Here is a 21712-nt window from a genome sequence, read left to right as displayed (position 1 = left end):
GGACCATGGATGGGGGTTTGACGTGAGCGATTTTGATCGAGGAGAAGGAGTTCGAGGACGCAAACCTTGCGGTTTGCTACGAAGAAGGACGTACTCGTCGAGCAAAAGCACCACGCCCCTGCGGGGTGAGGTCAAGACTGGCCATCTGCAGCGTCGCTTCGCTTGCCAAGACGAAAGTCTTGGCAGCGCTCGCTCCTCCCATCTAGCCAGTCTTGACCTCATCAAAACCCTATCCATGGTCCATAACAGCCTCTAGGGCCTCTCTTCTCGAACCCAGGGCCGCAGATGGCGCTCGAAGACGATATGGTATTGCTGGAAAGAGTGGCGCTGTTCCGCGCCATGGACCGCGATGCCTTGCGCCTGCTCGCCTTCTCGTCCGAAACCAGGCGGCTGCGCGCCGGCGACACGCTGTTCCGCAAGGACGACATTTCCGAATATGGCTTCGTCGTCGTCTCGGGTGCGATCACCCTGATCGACGATGATGTCGCCAGCGCCATCGTCGGGCCTGGTACCCTGATCGGCGAAATGGCCCTGCTGTCGGAAACGCGCCGCCCCACCACCGCCATCGCCCGCGAGGCCAGCGTGGTGCTGCGCGTGTCGCGTCAGATGTTCCGGCGTACGCTGGAGGAATATCCGGCGACGGCGGCCCGCATCGCCGACGAGCTTCGTCACCGCGTGCAGGAAATGTCGACCGAACTGGCCGGCGTGAAGGAACGCCTGCGCCGCATCGGCTCCGATCCGAACGGCCACGAAGGCTGATTCGCTCGCCTTTCGTTCAGGCGCTGTTCGCTTTCTTAAGACGTTGTCTCTCATCGAGCCCAGTTGTTCCGCTTTGGAACAGAGGTCTGTGCCGTTCAGATACGGTTCAGCTCACCCTTGCTAATTTTCGTCATCACAAGTGTCTGAAGCAAAGCGTGTTTTGAAAAAACGCGTCTTTGCTTGAGCTTCCTTTGTCGATGCGTCTTTATGGTTCTGCTGAAGCGCAAAACGTTCAAGGAGAGTGCGGGATGAGAACACCCATTGGGTTGATCTTCGCGGCTTGCTTTGCCGCGATCGGCTTCTTCGCTACGGTCCAGACTTCGTCAGCCATGCCTGTTGCGCCGGCCGGCCAGACCAACGCCGGCGGTCTGGTGCAGGATATTCGCTGGGGTTGCCCGCGGGGCTGGGCTCCCAATCGCTGGGGACGCTGCGTGCGTCATCGCCCCTATTGGCGACCCCGCCATTATTATCGCCCCTATTACCGTCCCTATTACAGGCGCCATTATTATCGGCCCCATTACCGCCACTACTATCGCCCCCGCTACTACCACCATCGCGGCTGGGGCGGGGGACATCGCCGCTGGCATCGCTGGTAGCAGCCACTTCGTCGCCCAGGGGTGACATGATTTGGGCGACATGATTTGCGGGCCGGTCCCAGGACCGGCCCGTTCTGCTGTCGAACCAAGTCGGTGATTCGGGCGCCCTTTGTTCCAGGCGCGTACCAAGCCTTAAGCCGCACCCTGAAAAGCCGGCCAGGGTGGTCCATTCCGGGAATTAACCCTTGCCTGCCGGGAGTAGGGGCCAGCAACACTTTCCTCATGGGCGAAGAGAGATGAACAGAGGGCCGGATCGCTCGATCGGCAGGATAGTCGGTGATTCGCTCTCGCTTCGTTCAGACGCCGTTCCAAGCGTTAATGGCCTGTCGGAAGGCCCCGAAAGCCCGTTCCAGAATGGGAAACGAGCCGGCGTGTCGCTGCTGTCGGGAGCGGATGCGGTGTTAACCCTGTTCAGGCAAGGGGCTCCCGTCGCGCCAACCTTCCTGACATCAGCCGAACAGAGCAGGAATTCAGCCGGGGCAGCGATTCGGGCGCTTTTCGTTCCAATCCCGTTCGGGGGGTTAAATTTCGGCCGCCCGCGCCCATATTTGCGTTTCATGGCGAGACAGAATGGCGTGTGTCTGGTACCAGAATGCAGGAAATACCCGCAAAGGTCGTATTTCCTTGACGTCGCGGGGCAATGGGTGTCCGGCAAATCCTGAATCGGGGGCTTCGGCTTCCCCAAAAGCGATTTGACGAAATCGCGCCGAATCGCAAAGACGCATCGAAACAAGGAATTAGAGCCAGGAAGCGTTATCGCCAAAACGCGCTTTGCTCTGTGAAATGACACCCGAAAGACCGCCGACTTGATGCTGCCTCCCATCCTGCCTCCATCCGTGCGCGCACGCGGCGTTACAGCGGTGCTGGGGCCAACCAATACCGGCAAGACCTATCTGGCCATCGAGCGCCTGCTTGGCCATGGCGCTGGCATTATCGGCCTGCCGCTGCGCCTCTTGGCGCGCGAGGTCTACAACAAGCTGGTGGAGCGGGTCGGAGCCGAGTTCGTGGCGCTGGTCACCGGCGAGGAAAAGATCAAGCCCGACAAGGCCCGCTACTGGGTGGCGACGGCGGAAGCCATGCCGCGCGATCTGGAAGTGCCGTTCGTGGCGCTCGACGAGATCCAGATCGCCGCCGATCTCGAACGCGGGCATGTCTTCACCGACAGGCTGCTCAACCGCCGCGGCACGCATGAGACGCTGCTGCTCGGCTCGGCGACGATGAGGCCGATCATCGAGAGATTGATTCCGGGCGTCAACGTCGTCACTCGGCCGCGCCTGTCCCATCTCCTGTTCGCCGGCGACCGCAAGCTGACGCGTCTGCCACGGCGAACCGCCATTGTCGCCTTCTCGGCCGACGAGGTCTATGCCATCGCCGAACTGATCCGCCGCCAGCGCGGCGGCGCCGCCGTGGTGCTGGGAGCGCTGTCGCCGCGCACCCGCAATGCGCAGGTGGCGATGTATCAAAATGGCGATGTCGATTTCCTGGTGGCCACCGATGCCATCGGCATGGGGCTCAATCTCGATGTCGACCATGTCGCCTTTGCCGGTGACCGCAAATTCGACGGCTATCAGTTCCGCCGCCTGACGCCTGCCGAGTTCGGGCAGATCGCCGGCCGTGCCGGGCGCCATGTTCGCGACGGCACCTTCGGCTCGACCGGACGCTGCGATCCTTTCGAGCCCGAACTCGTGGAGGCCATCGAAGGCCACAGCTTCGACAGCGTGAAAGTGCTGCAGTGGCGCAATCCGGCCTTGAATTTCACCTCGGTGGAGGCGCTCCAGGCCTCGCTGTCGGCCACGCCGGAGGAGCAGGGCCTGACCCGGGCTCCCGACGCCGACGACATCCGGGCCCTCTCCATCCTCGCCCGCGATGAGGAGGTGAGGCGCCTCGCCAAGGGAGGGCAGGCCGTGGCGCGCCTGTGGGAAGTGGCCGGGCTGCCGGACTATCGCAAGATTTCTCCTCATTCTCACGCCGACATCATCACGAATCTCTATGGATTTTTGATGCGTGAGGGTAAGGTCCCCGACGACTGGTTCGCCCGTCAGGTCGCCATGTCGGATCGGACCGACGGCGATATCGATACGCTCTCAACGCGTATCGCCCATATCCGAACCTGGACTTTTGCGGCAAATCGGCTTGACTGGCTGAAAGACCCCGCTCATTGGCAAGGTGTCACACGCAGTGTGGAGGACAAGCTCTCCGACGCATTGCATGAACGGCTTGCCCAACGCTTTGTCGACCGTCGCACCAGCGTGCTGATGCGGCGCCTTAGAGAAAACGCTATGCTTGAGACTGAAATTACCAAGACCGGCGATGTGATTGTCGAAGGGCAGCATGTCGGAACGCTGCAGGGTTTCCAGTTTGCACCCGATCCGAGTGCCGGTGACGGTGAGAGCGGCCGTGCCTTGCGAGCCGCGGCAGCCAAGGCTCTGGCTGGCGAGATCGAGACGCGCAGCCAGAAATTCGCGCAGGCGCCCGATACCGAATTCGCCCTGGCGGCGGATGGCACCGTGCGCTGGATCGGCGAGCCCGTAGCCAAGCTCCTCGGTGGGGAAAGGCCGCTCGCCCCGCGCATCCGCCTGCTGGCGGACGAGCAATTGACGGGCCCCGCGCGCGATTCCGTGCAGACGCGGCTCGACATCTGGATCGGCAACCATATTACCCGCCTGCTCGGGCCGCTGCTGCTGCTGGACAAGGCCGAAGATCTGCAGGGCCTGGCCAAGGGAATCGCCTTCCAGCTCGTCGAGGCGCTGGGCGTGCTCGACCGCTCCAAAGTGGCCGAGGACCTCAAGCAGCTCGACCAGAACCAGCGTGCTTCGCTGCGCAAGCATGGCGTGCGCTTCGGCGCCTATCACATCTATCTGCCGATGCTGATGAAACCGGCGCCCCGCGCGCTCGCGGCGCAGCTCTGGGCTCTCACCCATGGTGGCCTCGACCAGAAGGGGCTCGACGAGATCCCGCATCTGGCGGCATCCGGCCGGACCTCGATGCCGGCCGACAAGAGCATCGACAAGGGACTTTATCGCCTTGTCGGCTATCGCGTCTGCGGTGAGCGGGCGGTGCGGGTCGACATTCTCGAACGCCTTGCCGATCTCATTCGCCCGGCGATTGCCTATCGTCCAGGCACCACGGTAGGCCAGCCGCCGGCCGGCGCTGCCGATGGCGACAGCTTCATTGCGACCGTGCAGATGACCTCGCTGGTCGGCTGCTCGGGCGAAGACTTCGCCTCGATCCTGCGGGGCCTGGGCTATCGCTCCGAAAAGCGCAAGGGGCCGGCGATCACCCACGAGATCAGGCTGCCTGCGCCGACCGAGCCTGCAGCCCCTGTCGAGGCTGCCGCCTCTGACGCGGCGAATGGGGCGGAGGCGGCCGAATCAAGCCAGGAGGCCACGCCGAGCCCGGCCGAGATCGATGCCATGGAGGCGATCGGCTCGCCGCCACATGAGCACAGCTTCGAGGAAGTCGCCGAGGCTGCCGGGGAGACGGCGAACGAAACGCCGGTCGAGGCGATGCCCGGCATCGAGGCGCCAGCGGAGGAAGCCCAGGCGGAGGACATTCAGGCTGAGGAGACTCAGGCCGAGGAAGTCCAAGTCGAAGAAGCTCAAGTCGAGGCAACTCAAGTCGACGAAGCGCCGGCAGACGAAGCTGTGGCTCCGGAGACGCCCGCGGAACCGAGCGAAAGCGCCGAGATTGCCACCGGTGAAGCTGCAGCCACCGTCGAAGCCTCCTCCGAGGCACCTGCCTCCGAGACGCCTACCGTCGCGGCAGGCGTGGAGGAAGTGCCGGAGATCGAGGTCTGGCGTCCGGCGCGCTTCGAGCGTCATCAGCGCCCGCATCATCAAGGCCGCCCCCAGCACGGCAACCGCCAGCCGGGCGGGGAGCGCAAGCCGGAGGCCGGCGGCGGCTTCCGCCGCGGCCGCCCCGCGCCCGTGGACGGAGCGGCGCCGGCCGCGCCGGCTGAGGGGGCGGAGGCCCGGCAAGGCGAACGGCCAAATCGCTTCGAACGGCCGCGTCGCGATGATCGCGGCAATGGCCGGCCGCGCGAAGAAAACCGGCCCGGAGATCGCAAGCCGGCCGGAGAAGGAGGGCGCCGCCAGGGCGATGCCCGTCCCGATCGTGGCCCTCGTCCCGATCGCGGCCCGCGTCCCGATCGCCAGGATCGGGGTGGTGAGCGTCCGCGCAACTGGTCGAGCGACTCCAAGCCGCAGGGACGCGAGTCCAATCGCGCCCCGGATCCGAACTCGCCCTTCGCCAAGCTCCTTGCCTTGAAGGAGCAGATGCAGGGCGGCAAGTCGGACAAGAGCTGATCCCAAGAATCGGATTCAAGGAACCGGATTCGAGGAACCTGACCTATGGACCAGGCCGGCAGCCAGGATCGTCTTCGGATCGATAAATGGCTCTGGCATGCGCGTGTCGTGAAGACACGCTCTCTGGCAGCAAAATTGGTGGCGGACGGTCATGTCCGCCTCAACGGCACCCGAATTGATACGCCTGCCAAGGCGGTCAAGCCCGAGGATGTTCTGACCATCGCGCTGGAGCGTACCGTCAGGGTCTATCGCATTCTCGCGCTCGGTGAGCGCCGGGGGCCTGCCAGTGAGGCCCAGGGGCTATACGAGGATCTCTCTCCCGAACCGCCGGGCAGGCCCAAGACCTTGCCTGAGATGAGCTGAGATCCTTCTTTGCGATCACGGGCGTCCTCGCCTGCATCTTTCTTTCCACATGCGCCTTGGTTTCGAGCCCCTCCTTCGTTGGGGTAGACCTTCCGATTCGATCGATAATCCCTATATTCGTGATAGACAGGATAGACTTCTGTCACGCGGAGCAATCAGGGCGATGCTGACGAACAAGGGCAAATATGGTCTCAAGGCGCTGGCGCATCTGGCCGGCCTGCCGGCCGGCGAGACGGCGCAAAGCCAGGAAATCGCCGAGGCAAACCGCATTCCCAAGAAGTTTCTCGATGCGATCCTGGGTGAGTTGCGCGTGGCCGGCATCGTGCGCTCCAAGAAAGGCAAGGGCGGTGGCTATATGCTGGCCCGCGAGGCCAGCCAGATCAGCGTCGGCAATGCCATCCGGGTCCTCGACGGTCCGCTCGCGCCGATCGCCTGCGCCAGCCACACCGCTTATCAGCCTTGCCTCGACTGCCCGGATGTTCCAGGTTGCACCGTACGCCTTTTGATGCGGCGTGTGCGGGACCTTTCTTCCGACCTGCTCGACAACATGTCGGTGGAAGAGATGCGTCGGGCAGGTGGCGGGGAACAGGAACTGACCTATTCGATTTGAGTTCCCTGCGGCCCTGGAGGCCGAGCCGGCACGCTTTCGTGCCGGTCAGGTCCATATTTTGTCATGATCATGGAGAGCATTTATGGAAAAACGTGCGATTGGGCGGTCTGATCTTTCGGTTGCTCCGTTGGGCCTGGGCGGCAATGTCTTCGGCTGGAGCGCGGATGAGAAAGCCTCCTTCGCTGTCCTCGATGCTTTCGTTGGGGGCGGCTTCAACCTGATCGACACGGCGGATGTCTATTCGGCCTGGGTTCCCGGCAATCAGGGCGGTGAGTCTGAAGCCATCATCGGCAAATGGATGAAGGCCCGCGGCAATCGCGCCGACATCGTGCTCACCACCAAGGTCGGCTCGGAAATGGGGCCCGGCAAGAAGGGCCTGTCGCGCGACTATATCCTCAAGGCGGCCGAGGATTCCCTGCGGCGCCTGCAAACCGATTACATCGACCTCTACCTCTCCCATTGGGAGGATCCGGAGGTGGATCTGGAAGAAACGCTCTCCGCCTATGACGAGTTGATCAAGGCCGGCAAGGTGCGCGTGATCGGCAATTCCAATCATAGTGCCAACACGATGTTCAAGGCGCTGGCTATCAGCACCAAGGAGATGTGGCCGCGTTTCGAGAATCTGCAGACGCACTACAATCTCTATGACCGCGCCGGCTATGAGAACGAGCTCGAGGCGTTCTGTCTCAAGAACGAGATCGGCGTGACCAGCTATTTCTCGCTGGCGAGGGGGTTCCTCTCCGGCAAATATCGCAGCGAGGCCGATTTCGCCAAGAGCAACGCGCGTGGCGGCGAGATGGCCAATTATCTCAACGAGCGGGGCCTGCGCATCCTGGCCGCTCTCGATGCGGTAGCCGAGGCCAAGAGCGCCACACCGGCCCAGGTCGCCATCGCCTGGCTTATCGCAAGGCCCGGCATCGTCGCTCCGATCGCCAGCGCCACCAGCGTCGAGCAACTTGGGGACCTGATCAAGGCGACCGAACTCAATCTGGGTTCGGGCGAGATCGAGCAACTCACCAAGGCGAGCGCATAATTTTCGTCCTGCTGTCGAAAGCGAACGGGATGGCGCGTCATTGTCATGTCGGCGCATCATGCGCCGGCGGAGACAGGAGAGACCCATGCAGTTCGCGATTCTGATCTACAGCAACGAGGAAGCCATGCTGAAGGTGGACCCCGCCAATAAGCAGGCTGTGCTGGCCGCCTATCAGGCCTATACGGAGGCCCTCAGATCGGCCGGTGCTCTCGGCCCGTGGAGCCGTCTGCGCCCCACGTCTGCGGCGACGACCGTGCGCCTCGCCGACGGCAAGACCCAGGTGCTCAACGGCCCCTTCGCCGACACCAGGGAACAACTCGGCGGTTTCTACATCATCGATGTGCCGGACCTGGATGCCGCGATCGGCTGGGCTGCGCGTTGCCCGAGTGCAGCCATCGGTACCATCGAGGTCCGGCCGGTGTGGGACCCCAAGGATTATTGAACCAAGCGAGCCGATCCGGTGCCTTCCGCCCCCGCCGTCGAACTTGCCGAAATCGTCGCGCGACGCAGCTATGGCAGGCTCGTCGCCCTTCTCGCGGCACGTTCGGGCGACATTGCGGGGGCGGAGGACGCCCTGGCCGACGCCTTTGCGGCGGCTTTGGAACATTGGCCGGCGGGCAGTGTGCCCGCCAATCCCGAAGCCTGGCTCCTGACCGCGGCCCGGCGCCGGCAGATCGACGCGGCCCGCCGCGCCAAGCTGCGCGGCGAAAAGGCGGACGAGGTCATCCGCCATGTCGAGGCCCTCGCCTCCGAGCAGGCCGAACAGCCTGTCATTCCCGATGAGCGCCTGCGCCTGATGTTCGCTTGTGCTCATCCCTCGCTCGATGCCGCCGTGCGCGCGCCCTTGATCCTGCAGACGATATTGGGGTTCGACGCCGGCGCGATCGCCAGCGCCTTCCTGGTTTCACCTGCGGCGATGAGCCAGAGATTGGTGCGGGCCAAGCTCAAGATCAAGCAGGCCGCCATCCCCTTCCGGATCCCGGAACCCGACGAGTTGCCCGGTCGTCTCGAAGCGGTACTGGAGGCCGTCTATGCCGTCTATGCCGAGGGCTGGGCCGATCCCGAAGGGGCGCAGGCCCGCGAGCGCAATCTGTCGGTGGAAGGCATCTGGCTCGGCCGGTTGCTGGTCTCGCTCCTGCCCGGCGAGCCGGAAGTGCTCGGCCTGCTGGCCCTGATGCTGCATGCCGAGGCGAGGCGGGCTGCACGCCGTAGCCCGGTCGGCGACTATATCCCGTTGGAACAGCAGGATACCACGCGTTGGGATGCCGCCCTGATCGAGGAGGCTGAGGCTTTGCTCGCCAGGGCCGGGCAGGCGCGACAGATCGGTCGCTATCAGCTCGAAGCCGCGCTGCAATCGGCCCATGCCAATAGGCGCATCTGCGCGACGACGGACTGGGCCGCGATCGTCACGCTGTATGAGGCCTTGGTACTACTGACCGCGTCCCCCGTCGCTGCCATCAACAGAGCCGTGGCGCTCGCCCGTCTTGCGGGACCGCAAGCCGGATTGGCCGGGCTCGACGAGGTCGCCAGCGACAGGCGGATCGCCGATTACCAGCCTTATTGGGCTGCACGCGCGGACTTGCTGGCCCGCGCCGCAAGGCAGGAGGAGGCCCGCAACGCCTATTCGCGGGCGATCGGGCTGGAGAGTGATCCCGTCATCCGCCGTTATCTGCAAGGGCGCCTGGCGGCTCTGGGCTGATATCGGCGCCTGCAGAAGCTATTGGGGATAGCGGCCATTGAAGGGCGGGGCCTCGATCCACCATTGCGGTGTATAGGCGCGCTTGATCGGGCAACGGATCAATGTGTCTTCATCGAGCCACAGCTGCCGCTCGGGGGCGGGGGTCATCACGATGGTTTCCGCCGTGCCGGAGCGGCCGCTTCGCAGGGCCTGGTCCTGCGCCGGCGAGCTGCCGCATCGAAGCTGCAGCGTCGCCTGGAACTTGGCGCTGGAAGGCTCCTCGCCATCGGCCTCGATGACCGCGCAATATTTGCCGTAGAGCTGGATGGCAGGACCGGCTGCCCGTAGAAGCTGCACGGAAACCCGGTTGCCTGGCGTCGCCCCCTGCTTGTCGCAGCCATCGTCCTGCAAGGCATAGATGCCGTCGGCATAGTTGCCCGCCTTCTGGGCATAGGACATGCGCGTGGCGGGCGCGCGTCCGGCCTGCCTGACGGACAAGACGGTCCTGATCTGCCTGCTGCCATCGGGTGCGACCTCCACCATGGCCTCGACCTCGCATCGCGAGCCTTCCTTGCAGATACCGGCGACCTGCTCCTGCATGTCGCTGTCGGCTGCGATGAAGCAATCCTTGCCGATATAGGAGCCCGCCAAGCCGGAGCCGGTACCGAACTCGCCCGAACACAAGGTTTTCTTGAGCTTGGCCGCTGCGGCATCGCTGGGAAGCAGCGCCAACGAACTGGCAGTCAAAAGCGACGCGACGAGCAAGGAACGGATCATGGCAACCCCGGCATTTTCTTTGGCAAGTCGTCTTATCGCAAGCCTCTGAAATCGCCTAGATCGGGCGAGTACCGGGTACGTGATGCGACAAGGCCGGCGGCGAGCCGCCGGCCTTGGTGTCGGGCGATGAAATATCCGTCCTAGGCCTGCTTGGCGAAGGTCTCGTCGAAGGAATAGCCGGCGCCGCGAACCGTGCGGATCGGGTCGATCTCGCGCGTGCGGTTCATCGCCTTGCGCAGTCGCCCGACATGCACGTCGACCGTGCGCTCGTCGATGTAGACGTCGCGGCCCCAGACGCTGTCGAGCAATTGCTCGCGTGCGAACACGCGTCCCGGCGCCTGCATCAGGAATTCGAGCAGGCGGAATTCGGTCGGGCCGAGGCGGATCTCGCGATTGCCGCGATGAACGCGCTTGGTCTCGCGGTCGAGGGAAATGTCACCGGCCTTGAGCAGGGAGGCGACGTGATCGGGCTTGGCCCGACGCAGCAGAGCGCGGACGCGGGCCGAGAGTTCCGGCACGGAGAAGGGCTTGACGACATAATCGTCGGCGCCGGTGGCCAGACCCCGCACACGCTCGGTTTCCTCGCCACGCGCCGTGAGCATGATCACGGGCAGGCGCTCGGTTTCCGGCCGCATGCGGATGCGCCGGCACAATTCGATACCCGACAACCCCGGCAGCATCCAGTCCAGCAATACCAGATCCGGCACGCTTTCGCGCAGGCGGATCTCGGCATCGTCACCGCGCGCCACACTGTCGACCTCATAGCCTTCGGCTTCGAGATTGTAGCGCAGCAGCAGGGTCAATGCTTCTTCGTCCTCGACGATCAGAACCTTGGGAGGCATGGCCTATCCCTTGTTACTTAGCCGGCACAGGAAGGTCGACGAGATCGGTGCTGTTGTCCGCCTTGGGCCGCTCGCCGGCCGGCGATTCACCGGTCACCAGGTAATGCACCGTCTCGGCGATGTTGGTGGCATGGTCGCCGATGCGCTCGATGTTCTTGGCGCAGAACAGCAGATGGGTGCAGAAGCCGATATTGCGCGGATCTTCCATCATGTAGGTCAGCAATTCGCGGAACAGCGAGGTGTACATCGCATCGATCTCGCCGTCCGAACTCCAGACCGAGAGCGCTTCTTCGACATTGCGCTGGGCGAAGGCGTCGAGGACCTGCTTGAGCTGCTCGAGCACCAGGTCAGCCATATGATCGAAACCGCCGAAGAGCTGGGCCGGCTGCGCATGGCTGTGGATGGCGACCACGCGCTTGGCGACGTTCTTGCCGAGGTCGCCGATGCGTTCGAGATCGTTGGCCACCCGCAGGGCCGAGACGATTTCGCGCAGGTCGAGTGCCAGTGGCTGGCGCTTGGCGATGACCAGGATAGCCCGGTCCTCGACCTGGCGCTGGAGCTTGTCGATCGCCAGATCGAGCTCGATCACGGCCTTGGCGCGCTGGGTGTCGCGCTTGAGCAGGGCTTCGACGCTGTCGGCTACGCTCTTCTCTGCATAGCCACCCATTTCGGCGATCATGTTGCGCAATTCGCGCAATTCCTGATCGAAGGATGTAACGATGTGGTCGGACATGCCGCCTCCAAATGAATTCGACGCTGGCCGAGGGATCAGCCGAAGCGGCCGGTGATGTAATCCTGTGTACGGCTGTCGTTCGGGGTGGTGAACATCTTGTTGGTCTGGCCGACCTCGATGAGGTCACCCAGATAGAAGAAGGCCGTCACATCCGCGCAACGCGCCGCCTGCTGCATATTGTGCGTGACGATGACGATGGTGAAGTCCCGCTTCAATTCGTCGATCAGTTCCTCGATCTTGGCGGTCGAGATCGGATCGAGCGCGGAGGTCGGCTCGTCCAGCAGCACGACTTCGGGCTTCACCGCGATGGTGCGGGCGATGCACAGGCGCTGCTGCTGGCCACCGGACATGCCGAGCGCAGAGGCGTGCAGGCGGTCCTTGACCTCGTTCCACAGGGCGGCCTTGGTCAGGCACCATTCGACTCGGCTGTCCATTTCCGCCTTGGAGATCGACTCATGCAGGCGCACGCCGAAGGCGATGTTGTCATAGATCGACATCGGGAAGGGCGTGGGCTTCTGGAACACCATGCCGATGCGGGCGCGCAGCACTGCCGGATCGATCTCCTTGCCGATGACGTTCTGACCATCGAGCAGCACGCGGCCCTTGGCAGTCTGGCCCGGATAGAGGTCGTACATGCGGTTGAGCACGCGCAGCAGGGTGGACTTGCCGCAGCCGGAAGGGCCGATCATGGCCGTGACCTGCCGGTCGATCATGTCGAGATTGATGCCCTTGAGCGCATGCTTCTCGCCATAGAAGAAGTCGAGATTCTCGACCTTGAGCTTCACGGCGGCGGCTGGATTGGCGATGGGGCGTTCGGCAACCGCGATGGAGGCTTGTGGAGTAGCGGACATGGGATCACTCATTTCTTGGGAGCGAGCACGAAGCGGGTCAGAATATTGAGCGCCAACACGCCGGCGGTGATGAGGAGGGCGCCGCTCCAGGCCACCGAGACGGCCTTGGGGTCGGGATAAGGCGCGAGCTGGTAGATGGCGGCCGGCAAGCTGGCAAAGGCATTGCCGAGGTTGAGCGACCAGTTGGAATTGCCGAAGGCTGTCAGCAGCAGGGGTGCGGTCTCGCCGGCGGCGCGGGCCAGGGCCAGCAGGATGCCGGTGACGATACCGGTGCGGGCCGAGCGCCAGGTCACGGAGGTGATGACCTTCCACATCGGCGACCCCAGCGCGAAGGCGGCTTCGCGCAGGCTGATCGGCACCAGGGCCAGCATGTCCTCGGTGGTGCGCACGACCACCGGCAGGATGATGATGGCGAGGGCGACCACGCCGGCCCAGCCGGAGAAGCCGCCCGTCGTCACCACGATCATCTGGTAGACGAACAGGCCGATCAGGATGGACGGCGCCGAAAGCAGGATGTCGTTGATGAAGCGCACCGCGTCGGCGAACTTGCTGCCGCGCCCCGCCTCGGCGAGGAAGGTGCCAGCCATGATGCCGATCGGCGCGCCGATGAGGAGGGCGAGCAAGACCATGGCGAAAGAGCCGACGATGGCATTGCGCAGGCCGCCATCAGCCATGTCCTTGGTGAAGAGGTCCAAGGTCAGCGAGGGCAGGCCCTCGCGCAGTAGGGTGTACAGGATCCAGGCGAGCGCCAGAAGGGAGATCGCGGCAAAGCCGATGGAGACGACTTTGTAGGCGTAGTCGAGGGCACGACGGCGGGCGAGGCGGGCGTTGCCGTGGGCGAGATGGGCCATGATGCTCTCCCTTACTTGGCGTTGCTGCGCACGAGCATGCGGGAGATCGCAAGCACGATGAAGGAAATCACGAAGAGCACGAAACCGAGCTCCAGCAGCGACTGGCTGCGCAGCGAGCCGGCAGGCGCGTCGGGAAATTCGTTGGCGATGGTGGAGGCGATGGTCGCCCCCGAGGAGAACAGCGATGCCGATATGCGGTTGGCGTTGCCGATGACGAAGGTCACGGCCATGGTCTCGCCGAGGGCACGGCCGAAGCCGAGCATCACGGCACCGACGAGCGCGGTCCGGCCATAGGGCACCGAGACGTTGCGGAAGACCTCATAGGTGGTGGCGCCGACGCCATAGGCCGATTCCTTCAGCATGGCGGGCACGGCTTCGAGGATCTCGACGAACATCGCGGTGATGAAGGGAATGATCATCAGGGCCAGGATGATGCCGGCGGTCAGCATGCCGGCGCCGTTGGTGGGGCCCTTGAACAGATAGCCGAGCACCGGCACATGCGAGAGGACGGAGATGATCGGCGGATAGATCGTCTGGGCCAGGATCGGCGCCACGATCAGCGAGCCCCACATGCCGAAGATGATCGAGGGCACGGCCGCCAGGAGCTGGATGGCAATGCCGATCGGCCGCCGCACGCTCTGCGGCGCGATCTCGGTCAGGAAGAAGGCGATGCCGAAGGACATCGGCAGGGCGATGATCAGCGCCAGCAGGCCGGTGAACAGCGTGCCGTAGATCATCACGCCGGCGCCGAATTTCTCGGTAACGGGGTTCCAGGCGGTTGACCAGTAGAAGCTCGGCCCGAAATGGGCCAGCGCCGGCCAGCCGCCATAGAACAGCAGCACGACGATCGAGCAGAGCAGGATAAGCACGAGAGAGCCGCAACCATAGAGGGCGGCCTTGAAGATGGGATCCAGGTTGGCGCCAGGAACCGTCTTGGCGCCGGGCGAGGGAGAACCCTGCGCGACCTTTGCAGCCGAGTTGGATGCGTCCAGCGAGGAGTCGGCTATGGCGCTCATGGCGATATTCCGGCCTGTGTTTCGACGGGAGCAAACCGCGTTTAGACGAAAACGCTGGTTTGCTCCGATTCTTTGGTTCGACGCGTCTTTGTGCTTCCTGGCGATTCCGCCAAATCGCAAAACGCTTTTGGGAAGACGACCCGGCGCAAGGTTGCGCCGGGTCGCGTTCAACTTATTCGTAGACAGCCTTGCCGTCGGCAGCCTTCACTTCGCTCTTCCAGGCCGTGCGAACGGTGTCGATGACGTCCTTGGGCAGCGGGATGTAGTGGAGCTTTTCGGCGGTGGCGGAGCCATCCTTGTAGGCCCAGTCGAAGAACTTCAGGACTTCGGCGGACTGCTTGGCGTCCTTGGGATCCTTCGGCAACAGGATGAAGGTGGTGGAGACGATCGGCCAGGAGGTCTCTCCACCGACATCGATCATGGAGACGGCGAAGTCCTTGGCACCCTTCCAGTCGGCCTTGGAGGCGGCGGCCTGGAACGCCGGAACGGTCGGCTTGATGACCTTGCCGTCCTTGTTCTGGAGCTGCGTGGTGGTCAGCTTGTTGTTGGCAGCATAGACATATTCGACATAGCCGATGGCGCCCTGGGTGTTCTTCACCGCACCAGCGACGCCGTCATTGCCCTTGGCGCCCGAGCCGGCCGACCACTGCACCGAGGTGGCGGCGCCGATGCCGCTCTTCCAGTCGGGGCTCACGGCAGAAAGGTAGGACGTGAACACATAGGTCGTGCCCGAGCCGTCGGCGCGGTAGACCGGGGCGATGTCGAGATCGGGGAGTTTCACATCCTTGTTGAGCTCGGCGATCTTCGGATCGTTCCACTTGGTGATCTTGCCCTGGTAGATGTCGGCAATGATCGGGCCGGTCAGCGTGAGCTGGTCGGTGGAAACACCTTCGATGTTCACGATCGGAACGATGGCGCCGATCACGGTCGGGAACTGCAGCAGCTTGGCGGCAGCCAGCTTGTCGGTGGCCATCGGGGCGTCGGAAGCGCCGAAATCGACGGTGCGGTTGGTGATCTGGGTCTGGCCGCCGCCCGAACCGATCGCCTGATAGTTCAGCGCGGTGCCGGTCTTGGCTTTGAAATCGCTGCCCCAGGCATTGTAGACCGGGGCGGGGAAGGTGCCGCCGGCGCCGGTGATGTCGGCGGCATAGGCAGCAGTGGCAGCGATCGTGCTCGACAGGGCTACTGAAGCGGCGAGCGCAAGAAAGGAAAGCTTCACGGTCTATCTCCGTTGTTCTCTGGACAGGGCACGGCGACCGTTCACCGGTCGGCAATCCTGTCTACGTCGCGACTCCTAAAAGCCGGCAGCAACGGTTCTATGACAGTTCGACTATCGTTTTATGACATTTATAATTGTTATATTTCAATATGATAGGGGAAATGTTGCGATGTCGCCAAAAAGGACGCGACGCAATTGTAAAAAGTCCCGGAAACACCGGCGGCATCATATAGACGCGCCTTCTCAGCCGATCTGATCGATCCGGACCGAGAAAGTGCTGCCTTCCCCGGGCGCGCTTTCGATTCCGAGCCGGCCGCGATGGCGTGCCACGATGTGCTTGACGATGGCAAGGCCGAGGCCGGTGCCGCCCTTCTCGCGGGATTTGGCCGCGTCCACCCGGTAGAAGCGCTCGGTCAGGCGCGGCACATGTTCGGCCTCGATGCCCGGACCGTAGTCGCGCACCGTCACCACGGCCTCGCGGCCCTTGCCCTGCGTCTTGGGCAGCGAATCGATGACAATTTCGACCTTGCCGCCGGACGCGCCATATTTGATGGCGTTCTCGACCAGATTCTCGAAGACGCGGATCAGCTCGTCCCGCTCGCCGCGAACCTCCAGCGTCGGGACGCGCTTGTCGAGGCTGAGCGTGACGCCCCGGTCCTGGGCGAGGGGACCGAGCGTGTCGGCGACATGGCCGACCACGGCGCTGAGTTCGACCGGTTTGTCGGGCTGGACATGGGCATTGAGTTCGATGCGCGAGAGCGACAGGAGATCGTCGATCAGCCGGGACATGCGATTGGCCTGGGAACGCATGATGTCGAGGAATTTTTCGCGCGCGGCGACGTCGTTGCGCGCCGGGCCCTGCAGGGTTTCGACGAAGCCGAGCAGGGAAGCCAGCGGCGTGCGCAGTTCATGGCTGGCATTGGCGACGAAATCCACCCGCATCTGCTCGACGCGGTGGCGTTGGGTGACGTCGCGCAGCACGATTACCACGAAGGCGGTGCGCCCGCTCTCGCCCGCAATGGTGGAAATCTGCGCCTCGACGACACGATCGATCGGCACGCGCTCGGAATATTCGATCTGCCGGCTGGCCCCGGTGTCGAGGGCCGAGCGGATGGCATCGACCAATTCCGGCACGCGCAGCGCATAGGTCAGGGCTTCGGAAATACGCAGATTGGGGACGATGTCACGGGCGCGGCGATTGAAGTAGCGAACCGCAAGCTCCGAATCGAGCACGATCACCGGGTCCGGGATGGCCATCACCAGATCGTCGAAGGAGGGCTTGCCGCCGCTTTCGGGCAGAGGGGGCCTGATGCTGCCGTCATGTCCGCCGGTCGAGGGAAGGGTACCCGTGGCCGCGACGATCATGGCGAAGATGAGCAGACCATGCCAGGGATTGGCGCCGTCCCACAGCACCAGGGCGGTCAGCAGCAGCGCGATCGAGAGCACCAGCCAGCGGCGGCCCCAGATGCGGTTCAGGATGTTTCGGTTCGAGCCCACCGGACCAGCTACACCGCTCCAGGCCAATTTCGTCAAGAGCCAGGAGCGTTCCATCACCATCGACATTGCGGCTTTCCATCCAAGGCGTTTTGCGAATTGACGGACTCATCTCGAATCGCAAAGACGTGTCCAACCAGAGAGCCAGAGCAAAAGGGTGTTTCTACTAGAACGCGCTTTGCTCTGGGCATTGTGGAAATCGTTCATGCTGGCAATGTAGACAGAGCGATGACAGTTTCACGACGATCGTGCGGATTTGGAGAGGTTCCATGACAAAGAAGGCGGGTAAGCAGGCGGACGAAGCGCTCATGAAGGCGATCGCCGGGTTTCGTCTCGATGATCTCGACCTGCCCCCGGAGATCGACGACGCCGCCTTTCGTTCGGGCAATTACCCGCATAAGGAAAAGCTGAAATCCAAGACCTATGAGCGGGACCTGCGCGCGCTGCAGATCGAGCTTCTCAAGGCGCAGACCTGGGCGAAGGCGCAGGGCGAGCGCGTGGTCGTGATCTTCGAGGGGCGCGACGCCGCAGGCAAGGGCGGCGCCATCCACCGCTTCACCCAGCATCTGAGCCCGCGCGATGCCCGCGTGGTCGCGCTGTCGAAACCGACGCCCACCGAGCAGGGGCAATGGTATTTCCAGCGCTATGTCAGCCAATTGCCGACCAAGGGCGAGATCGCGATCTTCGACCGCTCCTGGTACAATCGCGGTGGGGTCGAGCCGGTGATGGGGTTCTGCACACCGGAGCAGACCGACAAGTTCCTGCACGAGGCGCCCCAATTCGAGGCGATGCTGGTGCGCGACGGCATCCGCCTGTTCAAGCTCTTCCTGACCATCGGCCAGGCCATGCAGCTCAAGCGCCTGCATGCGCGCTATGCGGACCCCCTCAAGCAGTGGAAGCTCTCGCCGATCGATCACCAAGCGGTGGGCAAATGGGAAGCCTATTCGCAGGCCTATGACCGCATGCTGGAAGCGACCGACACGGTCGACACCCCCTGGACCATCGTCAAGGCCAATGACAAGCTGCGCACGCGCCTTGCCGCAATCCGCAGCGTGCTGGCGGGCCTGCCCTATCCCGACAAGGACGAGAAGCTGGTGGGCGCGCAGGATTCGAAGATCGTGCTGAGCGCCGAAGACTTCCTTGCCAAGGGTGGGGAGGTCTGACGCGGAATAGATCGAAACACGCTGTACCGATCTTCAGATCGGCGCGCCAATTTCGTGCCAGGCCTTGGGCCCCAGAAACCTCGCTTGTCGGGGAACCAGCCGGCCCGCCCTGCGTTTCCCCCGCAGCGGCCGGGCAATGCGGGGCGGGCGGATGCCGTGATATGTCTGATCGGCAATGCCCGCCACGCGCCTCTGCGTCGGCCGCTCCGTTAAACGCGACGAGGGAGCGCAGCGATGCCACATACGACCGAACAGCGCATTCGAATGAAGGCCTATGAGATCTGGCTGCGCGAAGGGTGTCCGGAAGGCAGCGATCTTCGCCACTGGGAGATGGCCAAGAAATTCATCGTCGGCGAGGAAGCAAAATCGACGCTGACCTCCCGCTTCTATGACGTGCACGAACTGAACGCGAAAGGCGAGCCCGAGCCCGAGCGGAAGGCTATTCCTGCAGCCAAGCGGAAAGCCAGCAAGCACTGAGTCGGCAAAAGCGCTGTGTGATTTGAACGGATCACGCACTTCATTCTGGACGGTTTGGCGCATATTCACCCGAACCATCGCCTTTGTGTCTTGCTCCTCTAGCGGCTAGAGGAGTTATGTTTCCCCTGCATCGCGGCTTGCGTTGTGCGGCAATTGCAAGAGGGCATGGATGGGACACGGGCATGCGCACGGGGTGGCCTCGCGCGGGGAGACGGCAGCGGGCCGTCACAAGAGCAGTTTGCTGACCGCCCTTGCCTTGACCTCGGCCTTCATGGCGGCGGAGGTCATCGGTGGCTTGTGGACAGGCAGCCTCGCTCTGCTGGCGGATGCCGCGCATATGCTAACGGATGCCGGAGGCCTCGCTTTAGCCTTGATCGCCATCCGTTTCGCCGAACGGCCGGCCACGCCTCAGAAGACCTATGGCTATGTCCGCATGGAGGTCCTGTCGGCGCTGACCAACGCCGTCGTGCTGCTGCTGCTCACCGTCTACATCCTCTATGAAGCCTATGAGCGCTTCCTCAACCCGCCCAAAATCCTCGGGGCCCCGATGCTGGCCGTGGCCATGGCGGGACTGGTGGTCAATCTGATCAGCATGAAGCTCCTGTCCGGGGGCTCTTCCGAGAGCATCAACGTCAAGGGGGCCTATTTCGAGGTCCTGTCCGACATGCTCGGCTCCCTCGGCGTCATCCTCGCCGCCCTCGTGGTGATGCTGACGGGCTGGACGCTGGTCGATCCCATCATCGGCGCGGGGATCGGCCTGTTCATCGTGCCGCGCACTTGGATCCTGCTGAAGCAGGCGGTGCATATTCTTATGGAAGGCACGCCACCTACCGTCGATCTCTCCCTGCTCGAGAAGAAGCTGGGCGAAATTCCCGGCGTGGTCGCCGTGCATGACCTGCATGTGTGGACGATAACCTCGGGGCTCGATGCCATGAGTGGCCATCTGGTGCTGGCCGACATGACCCAAGCGCGCGAGGTTCTGGTCGCAGCCCGCCAGCTTGTCGGCCACGAATTCGGCATCGGCCATGTCACCATTCAGATGGAGGACCGGGCCCTGCGCGAGGACGAAGGCGAAACCAGGTTGTGACGGCCATCCGGGCCGGCAGGCTCAATCGGCGGGCGCGCGCCGATGCAGCGAGAAGCCCGTTTCGCCCGACGTTTCGAGCCCGGCTCGCAGTTGCATGGTCGGGATCAGGTAGTCGCCGGCATTCTGGCGGCGATAGGGAATGGGCGACGCGGATGGCAGCGTTCGCATTCTGTCGCGCAGGCGCTCGGCCAGCGGCTCGAAACCCGCTTCCTTGAGGCCATCGGCTCGATAGGCCACGAAGGGCGGCAGTACGTCGTAGCCGGGATAATAGAGAATGCCGTGATGGATCGGGAACAGCAGGTCGTCGATCGGGCCATTGATCCCGCGCGGCGTATAATGTTCTTCCCAGCCGCCGGCCGTCACGATGAGCATCGCGCGCTTGCCGGCCAGGGTTCCCTCGCCATAGCGATCCCCCCAGCGCTGGTCGCTATGTTCCCCGACGCCATAGGCGAAACCATAGGCGAAGACGCGGTCGACCCAGCCCTTGAGGATGGCCGGCATGGTGAACCACCAGAGCGGAAACTGCAGGATGAGGACATCGGCCCATAGCAGTTTCTCGATCTCGGCTTTGACGTCGTCGGTTAGCGTGCCGGCCTCGAAGGCTTTCTTGGAGGCATGCACCGGTATCAGTCTGGCTTCGGCTTCCAGTGCCGGAAAATCGGCCTGGTCGACTTCGGATTTCCATTTGTCGGCATAGAGATCGGACAGACGAACTTCGTGGCCCTGGGCCTCGAGTTCGGCGATGGCAACGTCGCGAAGCCTTGCATTGAGCGAGCGGGGTTCGGGATGCGCGAAGACGAGCAGGACTTTCATGGGTGTTTCCGGGAATGAGAAATCATTCCTCAAAGCTAGGGAAGGTCCATATAATCCGCTATACCTGGAGAATGCATAGTACTATGCCGATTTATGGATAAATCAGACGTCACTTTGGAACGCATTCGCAGCTTTGTTCGCGTCGCCGAGCGCGGAAATTTTTCTGCGGTCGCACGCGAGCTGAATATCGGCCAGTCAAGTGTCACGCGGCACCTGAGCGAGCTCGAGGATGCGCTGGGCGTGGCTCTTCTCAGCCGCACGACCCGGCGCGTCTCGCTCACCGAGGAAGGCAGCCGTTATTATGCCCATGCCGTCCAGATCCTGCGCCTCGTCGAACAGGCCGGCGACGAGGCTCGACAGGGGCAGGGAGAGCATGCCGGCACGGTCCGCCTGTCCTGCACGGCCGCCCTCGGCGTTCGGCATGTCGCCCGCCTGCTCTTCGCCTTCCAGGACCGCCATCCCGATATCAGAGTCGAATTCAGCCTCACCGACGAACGTATCGATCTCGTCCGGGAAGGCGTCGACCTGTCACTGCGGCTCGGGCCGCTCGACGAGAGCTCCATGAAGAGGCGGTCGCTGGGCCGCAGCCGTCGGGTTCTCGTGGCAGCTCCTGACTTTCTGGCCCGGTATGGGCGGCCACGGACGCCGGAAGACCTGGCCGGGCTTGAGGGCATACGCATGTCGAACATCGCGGGCAGCGAGATGCTCGTTCTCGAGGGGCCGGACGGAAGCCGCCATGCCGTGCCCTTTGGCGGACGCCTGCAGGTCGATCACGGACTTGCGGCGCGCGAAGCTTTCGCGGCCGGCCGTGGTTTCGGCCCGACCCATGTCTGGCTGGTCGATGATCTCCTCGAGCAAGGTCGGCTGGAGCCGATCCTGCCCGATTATGTGCCGGTGCCCACGCCTTTGAACATGCTGATCGTGCCCGAGCGTGCCGGCATTGCGCGCGTCAGACTGCTGATCGAGTTTCTCGCAAGTGCGATCGCCCAGTTGCCAGGCCTCGATGCGAAGTCGATCTGAGGGCCGGTGCTGAAGATGCGCTTGGG

At 63.5% G+C, this 21712-nt stretch carries 21 protein-coding genes; 12 read left to right on the top strand and 9 right to left on the bottom strand.

What is annotated here, in order from left to right; genetic code table 11:
* The first annotated feature begins 285 nt into the window (after window positions 1-285).
* From ACN6KF_RS17685 to ACN6KF_RS17650, 8 genes are all read left to right on the top strand, one after another.
* Entirely contained in the window at window positions 286-759 is a 474-nt protein-coding gene (locus ACN6KF_RS17685; protein WP_434958101.1) for a cyclic nucleotide-binding domain-containing protein, read from the top strand.
* Between the two features lie 248 nt (window positions 760-1007).
* Entirely contained in the window at window positions 1008-1355 is a 348-nt protein-coding gene (locus ACN6KF_RS17680; RefSeq protein WP_434958100.1) for a hypothetical protein, read from the top strand.
* A gap of 809 nt (window positions 1356-2164) precedes the next feature.
* On the top strand, window positions 2165-5659 hold the full coding sequence (locus tag ACN6KF_RS17675; RefSeq protein ID WP_434959697.1) for a helicase-related protein: 3495 nt from the start codon (window positions 2165-2167) through the stop codon (window positions 5657-5659).
* Window positions 5660-5704: 45 nt separating this feature from the next.
* The gene (locus ACN6KF_RS17670; RefSeq protein ID WP_434958099.1) at window positions 5705-6022 is read left to right on the top strand and encodes an RNA-binding S4 domain-containing protein; all 318 of its coding nucleotides are present in this window, start codon (window positions 5705-5707) and stop codon (window positions 6020-6022) included.
* Between the two features lie 163 nt (window positions 6023-6185).
* A complete protein-coding gene (locus tag ACN6KF_RS17665) occupies window positions 6186-6632 on the top strand; it encodes an RrF2 family transcriptional regulator (protein WP_434958098.1) in 447 nt (148 codons plus the stop codon).
* 82 nt (window positions 6633-6714) lie between these two features.
* A complete protein-coding gene (locus ACN6KF_RS17660; RefSeq protein WP_434958097.1) occupies window positions 6715-7665 on the top strand; it encodes an aldo/keto reductase in 951 nt (316 codons plus the stop codon).
* 85 nt (window positions 7666-7750) lie between these two features.
* The gene (locus ACN6KF_RS17655) at window positions 7751-8107 is read left to right on the top strand and encodes a YciI family protein (protein ID WP_434958096.1); all 357 of its coding nucleotides are present in this window, start codon (window positions 7751-7753) and stop codon (window positions 8105-8107) included.
* 18 nt (window positions 8108-8125) lie between these two features.
* A complete protein-coding gene (locus ACN6KF_RS17650; protein ID WP_434958095.1) occupies window positions 8126-9364 on the top strand; it encodes an RNA polymerase sigma factor in 1239 nt (412 codons plus the stop codon).
* An 18-nt stretch (window positions 9365-9382) separates the two neighbouring features.
* Here the strand turns inward: ACN6KF_RS17650 and ACN6KF_RS17645 are convergent, their stop codons facing one another.
* The 8 genes from ACN6KF_RS17645 to ACN6KF_RS17610 form a co-directional block, all read right to left on the bottom strand.
* A complete protein-coding gene (locus tag ACN6KF_RS17645) occupies window positions 9383-10120 on the bottom strand; it encodes a hypothetical protein (protein WP_434958094.1) in 738 nt (245 codons plus the stop codon).
* Between the two features lie 140 nt (window positions 10121-10260).
* Window positions 10261-10962 (bottom strand): phosphate regulon transcriptional regulator PhoB, encoded by a 702-nt coding sequence (phoB, locus tag ACN6KF_RS17640; protein WP_149253701.1) that lies wholly within the window; start codon window positions 10960-10962, stop codon window positions 10261-10263.
* 13 nt (window positions 10963-10975) lie between these two features.
* Window positions 10976-11695: a phosphate signaling complex protein PhoU gene (phoU, locus tag ACN6KF_RS17635; protein ID WP_434958093.1), complete on the bottom strand. Its 720-nt coding sequence runs from the start codon at window positions 11693-11695 to the stop codon at window positions 10976-10978.
* 35 nt (window positions 11696-11730) lie between these two features.
* Window positions 11731-12558, bottom strand: coding sequence for a phosphate ABC transporter ATP-binding protein PstB (gene pstB / locus ACN6KF_RS17630; RefSeq protein ID WP_434958092.1), 828 nt, complete (start codon window positions 12556-12558; stop codon window positions 11731-11733).
* Window positions 12555-13397, bottom strand: coding sequence for a phosphate ABC transporter permease PstA (pstA, locus tag ACN6KF_RS17625; protein WP_434958091.1), 843 nt, complete (start codon window positions 13395-13397; stop codon window positions 12555-12557). The genes pstB and pstA overlap by 4 nt, the downstream gene beginning before the upstream one ends.
* An 11-nt stretch (window positions 13398-13408) precedes the next feature.
* On the bottom strand, window positions 13409-14413 hold the full coding sequence (pstC, locus tag ACN6KF_RS17620) for a phosphate ABC transporter permease subunit PstC (RefSeq protein ID WP_434958090.1): 1005 nt from the start codon (window positions 14411-14413) through the stop codon (window positions 13409-13411).
* Window positions 14414-14585: 172 nt separating this feature from the next.
* A complete protein-coding gene (gene pstS, locus ACN6KF_RS17615; RefSeq protein WP_434958089.1) occupies window positions 14586-15632 on the bottom strand; it encodes a phosphate ABC transporter substrate-binding protein PstS in 1047 nt (348 codons plus the stop codon).
* A 243-nt stretch (window positions 15633-15875) separates the two neighbouring features.
* Window positions 15876-17195 (bottom strand): ATP-binding protein, encoded by a 1320-nt coding sequence (locus tag ACN6KF_RS17610; RefSeq protein ID WP_434958088.1) that lies wholly within the window; start codon window positions 17193-17195, stop codon window positions 15876-15878.
* Window positions 17196-17395: 200 nt separating this feature from the next.
* On the opposite strand from ACN6KF_RS17610, the gene ppk2 reads away from it, so the two are divergent.
* The 3 genes from ppk2 to ACN6KF_RS17595 all read left to right on the top strand — a co-directional run bounded on the left by ppk2 (window position 17396) and on the right by ACN6KF_RS17595 (window position 19853).
* A complete protein-coding gene (gene ppk2 / locus ACN6KF_RS17605) occupies window positions 17396-18289 on the top strand; it encodes a polyphosphate kinase 2 (RefSeq protein ID WP_434958087.1) in 894 nt (297 codons plus the stop codon).
* A 234-nt stretch (window positions 18290-18523) separates the two neighbouring features.
* Window positions 18524-18766 (top strand): DUF2934 domain-containing protein, encoded by a 243-nt coding sequence (locus tag ACN6KF_RS17600; RefSeq protein ID WP_434958086.1) that lies wholly within the window; start codon window positions 18524-18526, stop codon window positions 18764-18766.
* 169 nt (window positions 18767-18935) lie between these two features.
* Window positions 18936-19853, top strand: a complete 918-nt coding sequence (locus ACN6KF_RS17595; RefSeq protein WP_434958085.1) for a cation diffusion facilitator family transporter — start codon at window positions 18936-18938, stop codon at window positions 19851-19853.
* A 21-nt stretch (window positions 19854-19874) separates the two neighbouring features.
* Here the strand turns inward: ACN6KF_RS17595 and ACN6KF_RS17590 are convergent, their stop codons facing one another.
* Window positions 19875-20666 (bottom strand): NAD(P)H-dependent oxidoreductase, encoded by a 792-nt coding sequence (locus ACN6KF_RS17590; protein WP_434958084.1) that lies wholly within the window; start codon window positions 20664-20666, stop codon window positions 19875-19877.
* Window positions 20667-20759: 93 nt separating this feature from the next.
* Here ACN6KF_RS17590 and ACN6KF_RS17585 point away from each other — a divergent pair, with 93 nt between their 5' ends.
* A complete protein-coding gene (locus ACN6KF_RS17585) occupies window positions 20760-21686 on the top strand; it encodes a LysR family transcriptional regulator (RefSeq protein ID WP_434958083.1) in 927 nt (308 codons plus the stop codon).
* Window positions 21687-21712 lie beyond the last annotated feature (26 nt).

It is taken from the genome of Labrys methylaminiphilus subsp. lupini (genome assembly GCF_051161885.1).
Classification (GTDB): Bacteria; Pseudomonadota; Alphaproteobacteria; order Rhizobiales; family Labraceae; genus Labrys.
The sequence above is the reverse complement of the archived record's forward strand: the minus strand, read 5'-3'. Positions and strand labels throughout refer to the sequence as shown.